The organism is Neobacillus niacini (assembly GCF_000759675.1).
Lineage (GTDB): Bacteria > Bacillota > Bacilli > Bacillales > Cytobacillaceae > Neobacillus > Neobacillus niacini_A.
This window is the reverse complement of the sequence record NZ_BAWM01000042.1, coordinates 1-14,051: the sequence shown is the minus strand read 5'-3', so window position 1 is coordinate 14,051 and position 14,051 is coordinate 1. Positions and strand designations below refer to the sequence as shown.

Sequence of the window (14,051 nt, the reverse complement as noted above, 5' to 3'; positions counted from 1 at the left end):
TCTGAAGAGCCCGGTGCGGGAAATCCGCACGCCGGGTTCTGTGGGGGTTTGAGTCGCCAATCAGGCGACCTTTCTACCCGGAGGAGCTGAAATTAAATGAGGATAGCGTAAGCTATCTCATTGAAATCAGTTCTCTACTCTACAAGTAAAGAATCAGGTTAGTGTAAGAAAAGGGATGAAAATATTAATGTTTTTATTTTTTATTTGGCAGAAATTGTGAAAGATAAAGGAGTGGTTGCCATTGGCTAATAAATATTGTCCTATATGTAAAGAAGAAAACAGATGTATTAGAGGTTCTGGAGAACACGGTAAATGCTGGTGTGACCTAGAAAAATTTCCAAATGAAATCTTTGAATTGGTTCCTCTGGAAAGTATAAGAAAACATTGTATATGTAAAAAATGTTTAAATATATTTAGAGAAGAGCAAAAAAATGAACAAAAATAGGAGTGAACTCATCAAGGATCATACTCAATAGAAGACAAGCTGCTTATTGAACTATAGGGTGCAAGAGTTAAAGATCCAGCTGCCATTTTGGTGGTTTTTTTATTTGACTAACGGAGCAGGTGTGCGGCCGAGCTTAGGTCGTATCATATAACGGGTGGGATTCCCGTCGAGTTAGAACTAGCCATTCGCTCGTAGCGAGTCATGGAGGGCTAAAGGTAACTTTAGTCTTTAAGCGTAGACAGTTAGGTGGCAGGCCGAAAGCCAAATGGTTGAAGGGATTGAGCTCCATAATGTAAAGGAGGACTTATTGTTTTGAATTCAAAATGTATTAAATTTTACAATTTCGGAAGTCCTCAAGATGTATTAAAAGTTGAAAATAAAGGCATTGAACCTCCAAATAATAATGAAGTCCTTGTTCGGATGTTAGCACGCCCTATAAATCCTTCTGATTTAATTCCGATTAGAGGATCTTATTCCCATCGGATTTCTTTACCTAATATTCCTGGTTATGAAGGAGTTGGGATTGTAGAAGATGTAGGTCCTTTAGTTTCTCATCATCTTATAGGTAAACGAGTTTTACCTTTGCGTGGGGAAGGTACGTGGCAAGAATTTGTTAAGACATCAGCAGAATTAACAGTTTCTATACCTGATTCTATTGATGATTTTACGGCATCACAGATGTATATCAATCCCATTACAGCTTGGGTCACTTGTACGGAAGTTTTAAATTTAAGACCGGATGATGTTTTATTGGTTAATGCGTGCGGTTCTTCTATTGGGCATATTTTTGCTCAATTATCGAAGGTTTTAGGTTTTCGATTGATTGCAGTGACTAGGAATAATAAATATACAGAAGATTTACTCCATCTAGGTGCTTCTTATGTGGTAGATACTTCTAAAGATTCGCTTTATGAAACAGTTATGGAATTAACAAATGGAATGGGTGCGGATGCTGCTATTGATTCCGTTGGAGGTTCATCTGGAAATGACTTGGCTTTTTGTGTCCACCCTAATGGGAACTTTTTAACCATCGGTCTTTTATCAGGGATACAAGTAAACTGGGCAGATATTGTAAATAAAGCAAAAGTGAATGCTAATATATTTCATTTGCGGAATTGGAATAAAAATGTCTTGGTAAATAAATGGCAAGAAACTTTTAATCATTTGATAAGACTAATAGACGATCAAAAATTACGTTTGATGATGGTAGATTCTAAGTTTGACTTGTCGGATGTAAAAAAGGCTATTGGTGTTGTTGAATCTTCTAAAATGATCAAAGGGAAGGTATTTTTAACAAGCTATTGAGTTAATTCTTATTCAACCAAAGGGGTGCATTACTAGAATATCCTACTGCTAATTTTGGCAGATTGAAAGCAATTCTCTATAAGGAGAATTGCTTTATTTTGGTATTATTCTATCCAATATCCATTTCATTTTCTCTTCTTAAGATTCTTATCTCATTCATCCCAATATAAAAAGACATACTCTGGTTCATGCTCTTTTTTCAACTCATCAATACTTGCTATTTTATCTAAAGTTTTCTGTTTATTCGTACGTAAAGTATTACCAGCGTTCTGTTTTAAGCCCTTTTCATCCATGATATACACTCTCCTTTTTAGCATAGTTTGTGCCCTGCTCCTCTTCTTATTCTTGTTTGAAAATAAATAAAATGCTCAGTTTAATGACTGGGCAATTTTATTTACAAAGAGCACCCCTTTTTTATGATACTTTTGAGATAATTTACAAATTGGGTCTAATTTGGACGGATGGATAGTAGTAATGTTCTAAATTAATCCACTCTACCATGACCAAATAATGGAGTGCTTGCTATTTCAAGTATAAAAAGTACAAATATCTAGTTATATCGTACCTGGCTGATCTAGAAAAGGACAATTCCTCCTAGGTGAAAAACTTCGAAGGGTATTACCTTTCCACTTACATTATTTGATCTTGGATACGTTTATCAATTACATCAGGAACTTCTTGAAGTGAATCTACAGTTAAAAAAGCACTACTATGATTAACGTTAACTTCAACCATGTTATATTGCCATTCACTTTCTGATGGAATGTAGATTGCATGGATATCCATTTCCAGTGCTGGGACAATATCAGTTCTTAATGAATTTCCAACCATCCATGTTACATTAGGGTCAGCTTTAATGGTTTTTAAAATATCGGATAGAGCTGTGGTATCTTTATGTTCCGAAATAAAAATGCGATGTTCAAAATATGTAGTCAATTCTAACTGGGTAATTTTTCTGCGTTGATTAGCCTCATCTCCTCCTGTGTGCAAATATAATTCATGTCCCTCTTCTTTTAAACGTTGTAGCGTTTCATTCATGTATGGAATAGGTTCAACAGGAATCCCGAATACCTTAAAACCCAACTCTCTTAAATATTGGATTTCATCTTTTTTCTTTTCCCTCCCAGTTAAGTCGCAATAGTATTTATAAGTACCAACAAATGACTCGGGAAACCGATCTGACTTTAGACCGTGCTCACTAATCGCTGCAATATCAAGTTGAAGCTGCTTCTGTTTTATATCTTCCTCTGTAATCGATTCAAACCACGCCATCATTTGGTTAGCGAATTTGTCTATTACTAGGCTAAAATATCTATTACAGTATGATAATGTATCATCAAGGTTAAATAAGATGTTTTGTTTTTTCATTTTTTACTCCTTTTCAAGAATATAGCTTTAACTATTGTTCCACTATGACTAAGTTAATATTACTGATTAAAGTAAGCAATATGTCAGAGTTCTTCAATTAATGGGGGAGTTTACTTGAAGAAGGGTTTTCATATATTATGGCGATTTTCACTTAATTTAGGGAGGGGAAAAAATGAATGACCTATATGGTAGACTTAAAACCAAAAAAATAAAGATAACTGAGATTCCAAAATGGGGACCTTATTTACGAAAGAAATGGGAGAATAATTTTGCTAATCAATTAAGTGATAAAGATAAGAAATCAATTTACCTATTTGATACTGGTGGTTATTGTGGCTATTTATGGCACTTGTTTAGTTATGAGAAGAAGGATTGTTTGAAAGGAGAAAAAGCTGAAGCCGCATTCAATAATCAACCAAAGAATAATTGTTATGTGTTTTATCAACATTCAGATTTTGCTCTTTTTCTAGAAAATGCCTCTATGTTTAATAATGATGACCTAATAAATGAACAAGATATTTATATTGTAGATAAAGGATTTAACTGGACTTACATACAAACACACGAAACTGAATGGTGTGGTCCATATTTTAGCGTTAAATGAAAATGAGGGTATTTCACTAACAGATGCAGGAAATCTAGTTCCAGCTGCTATTTTGGCGGCTTTTTCTTTATTCAACTGAAGGGAGGAAGTTTAAGAAGAAAGAAGAATTTATTAGGGGAAATGTGTTGTTTTTATAACAGTTAAAATTAAGCAATTTACACATTAAAGGGAGAAAAGCATAATGTCCAAGTATGAAGATCTGTTTCAAGAGTATGTTTCTGAATTAAACAAGGCTGTTATTGGAGAGGAAGAGCGACTTAAAAGGATTAAAGAGATACATCGAAATAAGTTCCAAAGCGAGCAAGAGTTAGAAGAATGGGAAAAGAAGGGTTTGGGAGCCTCTCAACTCAAGGACGTATTATTACAGTCTTTAGAAAGTATTGGTTGAAGTGTGATGAACTGAACCAACTAAGTGAAGAGAATGATGAAATAGAGGAAGATGAAGACGAATATGTTGATTATGTGAATCCAAGGGATTTTGTTGTGGATTGGCTGTCTGGGTTGCATGAAGGGTTATATGAAATTATTAGTTCTATGCCATACTACCCGATTGGAATTGACGAGGAAGAAAACTATTGTTGATTTTCAAGAAGTATGATTATGTGAACCTATCTTGCTTTAAGAGAGGTTTTTTTATGAAATTTCTTTTTGAACTAACAGGTGCTATTCTTCAAGAGGAGAATGGCTTTTTTTATTGAACTAAAGGTGCAGAATATTTGTATAAAGTATTAAAAGAATGCAATAGTTTACATTTTACTTAAAAACTGTATGCTATAAAAACTAACCATTCTTATTATATAAACAATGACATGAATGTAGGATTTTTTTCATACTATATTTTTGGGAGGTGTTGAAATGCCAAGAGTAAGGGCTAGAAGTCATGAAGTAGATGAAATGGCAAGAATGATGAGAGCAGAAGCAGAAGGCGAAGGACAGCAAGGAATGTTATATGTTGGAAATGTAATAATAAATCGTGTTGTAGCACAATGCTTAGATTTCAAAAGTGTAAACACTATTCATGATGTAATATTTCATATACAAGGAGGAAATTATTCTTTTGAAGCAGTGCAAAAAGGGAATGTATTTTATCAAAGATCAAGAACTGCTGAAAGAAGATTAGCACAACAAAATATAAATGGTTGGAGAGATCATCCTGCGAAATTTGCTCTTTGGTATTTTAATCCAGCGGCGCCAGGGTGTCCTCCTACATGGTACGATCAACCTCATACTGGTGCATTTAAAGAACATTGTTTTTATGAACCAAAACCTGGAACATGTGATAGTGTTTATAGAGGTTAAGCTTACTCTTTGAGTAAGCTTTTTTACATAATTAGAATATTTACACAAAATAAAATAATACTTTTAGTAATAGTTTTTATCCAAGAAAGCAAGATTGTGAAATATTATACTTAAGCTAACGGGTGCAATAGATAAAGATGAGATCGCTGCGGCGGTCTTTTTTCTTATTCAAATAAAGTGGCTGTTTAGTACAAAAAGGAGTTATAGCTTTTCTTGTTGAAGTAAAGGAGTAGAATAGGTTTAAAAAATGAAGGCGGTATAACAAAATTCATTTTGGAGGGATGGACATGAACCAAAACAACGCAACAAACAAAAATACAACGCAAGTAGGTGAACGCGAGATTGTGATCACCCGCGTATTCGATGCTCCACGCGATCTTGTGTTTGATGCTTGGACGAAAGAGGAGCACCTGTCGAGGTGGTGGGGACCTCGAGGTTTTACGACGACTTTTCAGAAGTTTGATATGAAACCGGGCGGTACATGGCAGTTTATCATGCACGGTCCTGATGGCATTGATTATCCCAACACCAACGTCTTTGTCGAGGTAGTTAAACCCGAGCGAATCGTCATCAAACATGCTGTGTTTCCCCATTTTCTGGCGACAGCAATCTTTGAGGATCTGGATGGTAAGACCATACTCACTTATAGGTCAGTTTTTGAAGAAAATGCCGCTGTATTCGATAAGGTGAAAACATATGCCGTCCCAGGTGCCGAACAGACCATGGATCGTCTTGAGGAGCATCTGGCAAGTATGTCTTAAAAGTAAGAGGCCAGCCTCGTATTGATGCCCCCGGTAACAGCTCGCTATTTATTTCGAAAGTATGAAATCGTTTCGTTTTGAGGCTTCCGTAAAACCTGGCAAAACACCAGGTTTTACAGTCCAAGAACGGCACAGAACACATTCCTAAAGGCTGCCAAAACTGTTGGCAGCCTTGCTGTGCTAACGAAGCAGGTTAGCAGGTTTGTTGAATAAGTGTTCACAAAATATTGGTATTTTATTGTATAATTGGATTATGAAACCATAGGAGGGAAGTATTTGATATTAAATACATTAATACCTATATCAATATTAGCTGGAATTGTTGTTCTTGGATTCCTAATGGTTAAGTTAGTTAAGGTGTTAAAAAAATAAAGGAGTACAGGTTAGATTGTTCAATATGAACAGTCTTTTTGTATCCCTAACATTAAGCTTGTGAAGTATTACACTTAAAGTAACGGGTTCTTTAATTTAATATCAAGCTGCCGTAAAGGGGTGGCTTTTTGTTTTGCATATCCAGCATAAGAAGCTCGATAGGTGAAGAAGTATGACACTAAACTCATAATTTTCTCGTCAGTTTAAATGGAGGGGATTTTATGTTAAGTAAAAAAACAGTCTCGTTAGTGGTAGCTAGCCTTGTAGTTATGATTGTAGGTTGCTCGAACAAAGATAGCAATGATACTAAAAAAGCGATGATAAAAAGGTAGCCTCCAGTGAAGAAATTAAAGGTCCCAATGTTGAAGGGTACGTTACAGAACCAATAACAAACAGGGCATTTTTACTAGATGTGAAAAAGGGTGACCAAATATTACAGACAGGTACGTTAATACAAATAGGAGTAGATGACGAAACAATGTTAGACAAATTAGAAGTAGGTCAGAATGTAACAGTTTGGTATGGAAGTCCTATTTATGAATCATATTGTAAATGGATTTAACATGAAGGAGCTTATAACATGACATCGAAAGTTTTATGCAGTATTTTTGCCTTATGTGTTCTAATGGTAACAGGACAGCAAGCCCAGGCAGAAAGTATCCTAATATCAGATAAGGAATCTGTAAAGAAAGGAATAAATTACATATACCCCGGGAATAAAGAAAAAGTATTTACTGAAACTGTAGACCAATTTTATGAGGCATTAATGAAAAGGAGTTATCCTGTTCATCAGGAGTTTTACAGAAAACATTATGAGTTTTACAAAAAACATAAGAATAAACTTGGTAACATGGATACTGCACTTTTTAAAGACATGCCCGATGCATCAGTAAATTTTAGAAAAAAGGTACTTTTTCATGAGGTGGAAAAATTTAATTATATAACATGGGATGGAAATGGTATTCTTACTACCAACCCAGATATAAAAATGAAGTATAATCAGGCAGTCAGTCCAGATAGACAGGTATATTTTTTCTATTCTTTTAAAGACACAGATAAAGAGTTTAGGGGAAGATGTGCAGTATATGATGTAGAAACAAAACAACTACTTGCTGGTGGAGATACCTATATTAATAAGTACCCAACAATAAGAAGTAAAAATTGAGTCAAATTCAAATCTAGACTTTATTTAATTCTTCATGCTTGTTGCACTAATGGGTGCAAGAGTTTAAGATCCAGCTGCCATTTTGGTGGCTTTTCTTATTGAAGAAACTGTCAGGGTAGTTGAAGAAGAAGATACATTTTATTTAACAATACAGGACAAGTTATATGTATAAAGTTAATAATGAAAGGACTTATAAAATGGTTCAGGTGGTTATTTGGTCTATATTTATTATTCCTTGGATTTCTTTGATCTTTTTAGACCGTTCAGCAATTCGAAGATATATGCCTGTTGCTCTATTTGCCACAGTGCTCAACACAATATTGGCACAAATGGCTTGGACATATAACTGGTGGAAATTTAAAGAGACTCTTTTTAGCTGGGACAAAATAGCACCATTATTTACTGTATATGGCATTTTCTTGGTCGGTACAATATGGATATTTTATTTTACATTTCGTAAATTTTGGATATATATTATTGTTAATTTAATAATCGATCTCTTTTACGGGATAGGGTTTACTAAAATGATAAACAAGCTAGAGATAAGAGAATCTGGTAGTTTCACTCCACTCAAAAACCTTTTGACAATGACAATACTAGCCGTCATTTTATATCTTTATCAGTTATGGCAGGAAGATATCTATAATAAGGAAAAAGTTTAGTGAAATTATTCGATTCCTTTTATAAAGAAGGACTTTTCTTCAACTACCATGAAAATAAGTTTCTTCAAGATTAGAAAAATGACAATACTTAAGAAGACCCTGCTCAATCGTTAAAAAAAAGAGGAGAGCGTTCATTAATAAGTCTATGGATTAGGGTTGACTGGATCAAGGTCAGTATCAGTATTGACACTTCCTAACCATTTTCATTCTCTGTGGTGCAGCACTGATTTTGTGCTGCATGGATGGCTAACGGGTGCGAGAGTTGAAGAACGGAGCTGTCATTGTGGCAGCTTTTCTTATTGTACTAACGAAGCAGGATAGTTCAAGTAAACGGTATTGAAAACTACATTGTAATATGATACATTTAATGAAAATTAGAGGTGAGTATTTATGCGTTCATTTAAGAAAACATTTTTCTCGTTCTCACAACTACATCATCATATCAAGTAGCCTTGCTATTCGATTTATAAAATCGCAAATAGGAAGGCTATTTATCATTAAACCGTATTTGATTAAGTTCAACACTTAAATCAAGTGCGGTTTTTTATTTTTATAAAAAAATTTGGAGGTAAAGAAAATGAAGAAAATGGATTATCAAAATGTAAAGGGTACACAAGATTACTTACCGAATGCCGAAGTAGTAAGAAGGGACATTAGAAGAACATTAGAAGACGTATTCATCCAATACGGATGTAAACCACTGGAAACACCAATATTAAATTACACGGAATTACTTGCTTCTAAATATGGTGGTGGGGCTGAAATATTAGAAGAAATGTACACATTAACTGATAGAGGTGAAAGAGATTTAGCTTTACGATATGACCTCACTATACCCTTTGCAAAAGTTGTTGCAATGAACCCGACACTTAAGATGCCTTTTAAGCGATATGAAATTGGTAAAGTATTTAGAGATGGACCAATCAAAGCAGGAAGGTTTCGAGAATTTACACAATGTGATGTTGATATTGTAGGTGTAGATTCACAAATAGCCGAAGCTGAATTAATGGTTATGGCATTAGATGCATTTAGGAAACTTGATTTAAAGGTAACCATCCAATACAACAATCGAAAATTACTAACTGGAATGCTTGATGTATTTGGTACAGATTCTGAAAAAATTAATAAAGTGGTTTTAATTCTAGATAAACTTGAAAAAGTCGGATTAGAAGCTGTTATTTCTGAACTTAATGATCAAGGATTATCAACTTCAACGATTATTTTTATTAAACAGTTTTTAACAGATGGAAGGAATTCAAGTCTAAGCTATTTTGAAACTTTTTCCGAACAAAATGAAGAGGTAAGGCAAGGTCTAAATGAATTAAAAGAGCTAGAATCCTACCTAGAATTTCTAAGTGTTAATAAACAGTGCATATTTAATCCATTCTTAGCAAGAGGTTTAGAGATATACACGGGTACTATTTATGAAATATTCTTATCTGACCAATCTATTAAATCAAGTATTGGGAGTGGCGGAAGATATGATAATGCAATTGGTGGGTTGATAGGTACAAACGAAAACTTTTCAACAGTGGGAATATCATTTGGCTTAGATGTAATTTATACGGCTATGAGTACCTCTGAGAAAGAATTAAAAGAGAATTCGAATGTAGATTATTATATAGTTCCATTAGGTACTCAAAAGGAATCCTTATTGGTAGCAAATTATTTAAGAAATAAAGGCTATAAAGTCGAATATGAAATGAGTAACAAAAAATTAGGAAAAGCTCTTGATAAAGCAAACAAAGAGAAGATTCGCAATGTTATTATTATTGGAGAGGATGAAGTCAAAAATAATCAATTCAAAGTAAAAGATATGTTTTCAGGTGATGAAAGGATTGAATTATATCAATTTAACTGATAAAAATAATTCTTATTCAAGTAACGGGTGCTTTTGTTAAGGATGATGATCGCCGCGGCGGTCATTTTTTCTTGTTGAACTAACTGGGCAGTTTAGTTTAATAAAATCACCTATAATATGATAGTATTGGATTTATTATAAGGGGGTTTTTATATGACACCAGAACAAATTGTTAGAGAATTTTTTGAAGAAGTACGATCAGGTAATAATCCTGATTACTCAAATCAATTAATGGCAGAACAAGTATTGGCACATCAAATTGTATCTGAAGAAGAACAAACAGTGTTGAGGACACCTAAAGATTATGCTGAACACGTAAGAGAAATGATTGAAGCATATGGTAATTTTTCATTAGAAATTCAAGAATTTTTAGTAGACGGAAATAAAGTATATGTACGATGGAAACAAAAAGGTACGCACGTAGGAGAAATCGATGGATACCAACCTACAGGGCTCCCAGTAATACAAATGGCAAGTGCGGTGTATAGAATAGAAAATGAAAAAATTTCAGAGTATTGGATTCAGATTGATAGGTTAGGAATTCAAAAACAATTAGAGTGCAATAAAAATATTAAAAGTGTTTAATTTTCAATGTATTTGTTAATAAACGCTTGTTCAAATAACGGGTGCGATAGTTTAAGATCACCAGCTGCTTCGGCGGCTTTTTTTCTTGTTCCACTAACGGAGCAGGTTAGTTCAAGAGTGCTGTTTGATCTTTGTTCAACAATTTGGCCATATTGTGGAATACGGAGTAAAGCTATTTTATAATTTACCTAACTGGAATTTAGTTGAAGAAGGAAAATTTTTTTGAAAGGATACTTTTGAGCTTTGTAGGAGATATAACAAAAATTTTAAAAAGATGTACAAGAGGGAGGCACTAATTAATAAACGACCTCGTTGGTTGAAGAGATTGTATTACCCCCCTTTTTTATGCATCCACTAGGCTTCGGGCAGTTGCCCGAGCAAATGGAGCAAATCAGGTATCTACTCTTATTCTCTTCATAGAGTTATTTCTGCTAATGGAGATCTTGGAGATATGATGGGGGAATTCAAAGGAAAGCCTTGCTGCTTGAATTGGAGAGGAAGGCTAACAAATAAATACATTTAAAAAGAGCGTTAGAATAAATAGGATTCTAACGCTCTTTAAATGTGAGACTTGAACATTAAGTCTTATTAGCGCGGTAACTTTCACTCTTAACGGAATTAGTACGGCACTTATTTGCAAAATGGGTGATTAAGGTCTTAGAATTAATCACAATTAATCCTGCAATGATCGTGATTCCCCCGAAAAACATGAGCCATGTTATCTTTTCCTGATACAAGACCTTCCCAAGTCCTAAGGCAATGATGGGGGAGATGTAGAGCCATGTGGACGGAAATATCGGGTCCGTTTTTGAAACAAGCCAATAGTATATGGTATGGGCAATCATAGAGCCAAAAACGGTCAAGTACACGATCGATCCTATTGCATTCTTATTTGCAAGATCTCCTATGTTTATCTGCTCAGATGTCAAAGACAGAAGCAGAAGCAATGCACCGCCGTAAATCATTTGAGTAGCATTCAGCATAATAGGTGAGGTGCCTGAAAAACGCTCTGACACCTTTTTGGAATAGATCGTTCCTGCTGCATAACCCACTTGACCAAGCAAAATAAGGAAGCAGGCAATCAGCCATATTGAATCGTAGGAAACAGTCAGATTCGGCATAAGGAGCAGAGCCACTCCAATCAAGCTGATTGCACATCCTACAAACGTTCTTATAGATAACTTAACGTGCAAGACCATTGTTTGAATCAGCAAAATCATAATTGGTCCCGTTGCAGACAGGACAGCACCAACTCCGGAAGCAACGTACTGTTCCGCCCAATAAAGCGTAGCAAACGTTCCGAATGTTAACGTACTTCCTGTGATGAATGATTCTTTAGAAAAAAGAACAGCCAGATTTGCTTTTTTTCTCAGCGACATCATTAAAAATAGAAGGATTCCTGCCATGAAAAATCGGATCCCTGCTGAAAAAAATGGAGGAAGCCCTTCGTCTACTCCTATTTTTATTGCCAGGAATGTTGTCCCAAAAATCAAGCACATACAAATATAGTTAAAGATAATCATGTAAATCCCTCCTTGCTACTCATCATATAGGACGGGAAATAGAACAGATTCATTGTAGGTAGAACAGATCGCAAACCTTGGTGCTAAACTGATATTGGGGGGAGTTCATGTGAAGATAAAATCCTCAGAGCTTTATAAGCAGATTTACGATTTGGTTCTTGCCAAAATTGAACGTAAAGAATGGAAGGAACATGAGAAACTGCCTTCTGTAAGAAGAATGGCGGAGGAACTGAAAGTAAATCGGTTGACTGTTCTAAGAGCTTATCAATTACTAAAAGAACATAAAAAGATATACGCAAAGGAAAAATCAGGGTACTTTGTTAAGCCTGAAGATCCTTCTTTTTCTTTGAATGAATCTCAGCTGCCAGAAATCGCTGACTATCCTTATAGCCACCTGTTGTCATCGATCCATCAGGTGGCTGTTGACTATCAATTCTCTCAAGCCCTTATTGATCCGAATCTCCTGCCGAATTCTTATTTATCTGAATATGTCAAAAAGGTTTTTACCCTCTATCCCAAAGTGCTTGGCACCTATTCGACTGTTCAAGGGGATGAGGAATTGAGGACAGCCCTTTCAGACTACTTTTACAAGACGCACCATTTTTTTGCACCAATTGATGAGCTGTTAATTACTTCAGGTGCTCAACAGGCCATTGATCTCGTGGCAAAGGTTCTGCTCAGGGCGAATGATACAGTATTAGTTGAGAGGCCTACATACAGCTCAGCTATTGATATTTTCAGGCAATATGGTGCGCGTATTATTGGGATTGAGATTGGGCAGGGCGGTTACGATCTGAATCAGCTAGAACATATCTTAAAAAAAGATAAACCGCGGTTTTTCTATACAAATCCAACCTTCAATAATCCAACAGGCTGCACCATTTCTGCTCTGCAAAGAAAACAGCTGGTGGAACTTGCAGAAAAGTATCAATGTGTCATCGTTGAAGATGATCCTTTCAGGGATATTTATTTTGATAAGGCTCCTCCATTCCCGATTTATTCGTATGATACCGATGGCTATGTTATCTATATCCGCAGCTTTAGTAAATACGTTTCGCCTGGATTGCGTATTGCAGCCGTAGCTTGCCGTCATCCGCTAATGAGCCACTTGATTACTTCGAAGTCACTCGCTGACAACGGGACGGCCCTTATTAATCAAAAAATGTTCCTGCACTATTTTTTCTCGGAACGAATGCAGATTCACTTGGAGAAATTGCGAACAGCTCTATTTTTAAGGAAAGAAGTAATGAGAAATGAACTGGCTGCAACGTCATGGAAATGGACAGATCCATCAGGAGGTTTAAACTTGTGGGTGGAACTTCCAGAACAAATTTCAGTTGAAAAGCTCCTTGATGCCTGTTTGGAACAGTCCATTTCCTTCGTGCCGGGATCTATATGTGATCCAGATCAAGCCCTTAGAACGTGGATTAGACTGAGCTTTTCGTATGCAAACGAAATACAGCTGCAAACAGGCATGAAAAAACTAATGATGGTAGTTGAAACGATAAATAGTGATTCCGCATATCGACAATGATTTTTGAAAGAAGGTTTCAAATTGAAAATCACATTGCAGACCTGCTACTGCTGATGATCTAACAATTGAGGTGCAGTTCAAAAAGAGATCTTTTTATTTGTTCCGATTATTAATATTAGTAGATTAATGCTAGATCAGTAGGAGGAAATGAATGAAACATAATATTTATGATAATCAGATTTTCTTTAATGGATATACGTCTTTACGTGAGGGTGGAGTTACCTCTAATGATTTTGTTGAACAGCCATCAATTAAATCTACAATTACAAACCTTAAGGGAAAATCAATATTAGATTTAGTTTTGGAAAAGATTATTGAACCACAATAATTCCCTACTGGATTAGAGCAAATACCGAAATTTAATAATGAAAGCCGGAGACCGTCTTTTATTATTATTAAAACAAGAAAATAATTAAAATTAATAACTTGTTGTTTTCACTAACGGGATTGGAGCTGTCTTTAAGGCAGCTTTTTCTTTATGCAACTAACGAAGCAGTTGTGCGGCCGAGCATAGGTCGTATCATATAGCGGGTGGGATTCCCGTCGAGAAAGAACTAGCCATTCACT

General features: G+C 35.3%; 16 protein-coding genes. 13 read left to right on the top strand and 3 right to left on the bottom strand.

The features are described 5' to 3' along the window. Positions 1 to 241 precede the first annotated feature (241 nt). Positions 242 to 445 (top strand): cysteine-rich CWC family protein, encoded by a 204-nt coding sequence (locus TR08_RS16875; protein WP_045520099.1) that lies wholly within the window; start codon positions 242 to 244, stop codon positions 443 to 445. A 312-nt stretch (positions 446 to 757) separates the two neighbouring features. Continuing rightward, positions 758 to 1,750: a zinc-dependent alcohol dehydrogenase family protein gene (locus tag TR08_RS16870; RefSeq protein WP_045520098.1), complete on the top strand. Its 993-nt coding sequence runs from the start codon at positions 758 to 760 to the stop codon at positions 1,748 to 1,750. 152 nt (positions 1,751 to 1,902) lie between these two features. On the opposite strand, the gene TR08_RS32615 is transcribed toward TR08_RS16870, so the two are convergent. After that, entirely contained in the window at positions 1,903 to 2,043 is a 141-nt protein-coding gene (locus tag TR08_RS32615) for a hypothetical protein (RefSeq protein WP_193747767.1), read from the bottom strand. 337 nt (positions 2,044 to 2,380) lie between these two features. Continuing rightward, entirely contained in the window at positions 2,381 to 3,118 is a 738-nt protein-coding gene (locus tag TR08_RS16865) for an HAD family hydrolase (protein WP_045520096.1), read from the bottom strand. Positions 3,119 to 3,290: 172 nt separating this feature from the next. Here TR08_RS16865 and TR08_RS16860 point away from each other — a divergent pair, with 172 nt between their 5' ends. The 9 genes from TR08_RS16860 (at position 3,291) to TR08_RS16820 (ending at position 10,427) form a co-directional block, all read left to right on the top strand. Next, positions 3,291 to 3,722: a DUF4275 family protein gene (locus TR08_RS16860; RefSeq protein WP_045520094.1), complete on the top strand. Its 432-nt coding sequence runs from the start codon at positions 3,291 to 3,293 to the stop codon at positions 3,720 to 3,722. Between the two features lie 181 nt (positions 3,723 to 3,903). Beyond that, positions 3,904 to 4,110 carry a hypothetical protein gene (locus TR08_RS33240; protein WP_238579162.1) on the top strand — a complete coding sequence of 69 codons (207 nt, stop codon included), beginning with the start codon at positions 3,904 to 3,906 and terminating at the stop codon, positions 4,108 to 4,110. Next, positions 4,107 to 4,304: a hypothetical protein gene (locus TR08_RS33235; protein WP_238579161.1), complete on the top strand. Its 198-nt coding sequence runs from the start codon at positions 4,107 to 4,109 to the stop codon at positions 4,302 to 4,304. Before TR08_RS33240 ends, TR08_RS33235 begins: the two co-directional genes overlap by 4 nt. Before the next feature lie 273 nt (positions 4,305 to 4,577). Next, a complete protein-coding gene (locus TR08_RS16850) occupies positions 4,578 to 5,021 on the top strand; it encodes a cell wall hydrolase (protein ID WP_045520092.1) in 444 nt (147 codons plus the stop codon). A gap of 287 nt (positions 5,022 to 5,308) precedes the next feature. Continuing rightward, complete coding sequence (locus TR08_RS16845) at positions 5,309 to 5,782, top strand: SRPBCC family protein (RefSeq protein WP_045520090.1); 474 nt, start codon at positions 5,309 to 5,311, stop codon at positions 5,780 to 5,782. 952 nt (positions 5,783 to 6,734) lie between these two features. Next, entirely contained in the window at positions 6,735 to 7,319 is a 585-nt protein-coding gene (locus TR08_RS16835; RefSeq protein WP_045520089.1) for a hypothetical protein, read from the top strand. A gap of 164 nt (positions 7,320 to 7,483) precedes the next feature. Beyond that, entirely contained in the window at positions 7,484 to 7,981 is a 498-nt protein-coding gene (locus tag TR08_RS16830) for a hypothetical protein (protein ID WP_052427493.1), read from the top strand. Positions 7,982 to 8,558: 577 nt separating this feature from the next. Continuing rightward, on the top strand, positions 8,559 to 9,842 hold the full coding sequence (locus tag TR08_RS16825; RefSeq protein WP_045520087.1) for a histidine--tRNA ligase: 1,284 nt from the start codon (positions 8,559 to 8,561) through the stop codon (positions 9,840 to 9,842). A 153-nt stretch (positions 9,843 to 9,995) separates the two neighbouring features. Beyond that, a complete protein-coding gene (locus TR08_RS16820; RefSeq protein ID WP_045520085.1) occupies positions 9,996 to 10,427 on the top strand; it encodes an ester cyclase in 432 nt (143 codons plus the stop codon). Positions 10,428 to 11,005: 578 nt separating this feature from the next. Here the strand turns inward: TR08_RS16820 and TR08_RS16815 are convergent. Then, on the bottom strand, positions 11,006 to 11,950 hold the full coding sequence (locus TR08_RS16815) for a DMT family transporter (RefSeq protein ID WP_045520084.1): 945 nt from the start codon (positions 11,948 to 11,950) through the stop codon (positions 11,006 to 11,008). A gap of 109 nt (positions 11,951 to 12,059) precedes the next feature. On the opposite strand from TR08_RS16815, the gene TR08_RS16810 reads away from it, so the two are divergent. Together TR08_RS16810 and TR08_RS32610 are read left to right on the top strand one after the other, a co-directional pair. Then, positions 12,060 to 13,484 carry an aminotransferase-like domain-containing protein gene (locus tag TR08_RS16810; protein WP_238579160.1) on the top strand — a complete coding sequence of 475 codons (1,425 nt, stop codon included), beginning with the start codon at positions 12,060 to 12,062 and terminating at the stop codon, positions 13,482 to 13,484. A gap of 151 nt (positions 13,485 to 13,635) precedes the next feature. Beyond that, the gene (locus TR08_RS32610) at positions 13,636 to 13,812 is read left to right on the top strand and encodes a hypothetical protein (RefSeq protein ID WP_193747766.1); all 177 of its coding nucleotides are present in this window, start codon (positions 13,636 to 13,638) and stop codon (positions 13,810 to 13,812) included. The last annotated feature ends 239 nt before the right edge of the window (positions 13,813 to 14,051 follow it).

Coding starts and splice junctions, on each gene's coding strand:
- TR08_RS32615 (WP_193747767.1), bottom strand. CDS start 2,043: ATGGATGAAAAGGGCTTAAAACAGAACGCTGGTAATACTTTACGTACG.
- TR08_RS16865 (WP_045520096.1), bottom strand. CDS start 3,118: ATGAAAAAACAAAACATCTTATTTAACCTTGATGATACATTATCATAC.
- TR08_RS16860 (WP_045520094.1), top strand. CDS start 3,291: ATGAATGACCTATATGGTAGACTTAAAACCAAAAAAATAAAGATAACT.
- TR08_RS33240 (WP_238579162.1), top strand. CDS start 3,904: ATGTCCAAGTATGAAGATCTGTTTCAAGAGTATGTTTCTGAATTAAAC.
- TR08_RS16850 (WP_045520092.1), top strand. CDS start 4,578: ATGCCAAGAGTAAGGGCTAGAAGTCATGAAGTAGATGAAATGGCAAGA.
- TR08_RS16845 (WP_045520090.1), top strand. CDS start 5,309: ATGAACCAAAACAACGCAACAAACAAAAATACAACGCAAGTAGGTGAA.
- TR08_RS16835 (WP_045520089.1), top strand. CDS start 6,735: ATGACATCGAAAGTTTTATGCAGTATTTTTGCCTTATGTGTTCTAATG.
- TR08_RS16830 (WP_052427493.1), top strand. CDS start 7,484: ATGTATAAAGTTAATAATGAAAGGACTTATAAAATGGTTCAGGTGGTT.
- TR08_RS16825 (WP_045520087.1), top strand. CDS start 8,559: ATGAAGAAAATGGATTATCAAAATGTAAAGGGTACACAAGATTACTTA.
- TR08_RS16820 (WP_045520085.1), top strand. CDS start 9,996: ATGACACCAGAACAAATTGTTAGAGAATTTTTTGAAGAAGTACGATCA.
- TR08_RS16815 (WP_045520084.1), bottom strand. CDS start 11,950: ATGATTATCTTTAACTATATTTGTATGTGCTTGATTTTTGGGACAACA.
- TR08_RS32610 (WP_193747766.1), top strand. CDS start 13,636: ATGAAACATAATATTTATGATAATCAGATTTTCTTTAATGGATATACG.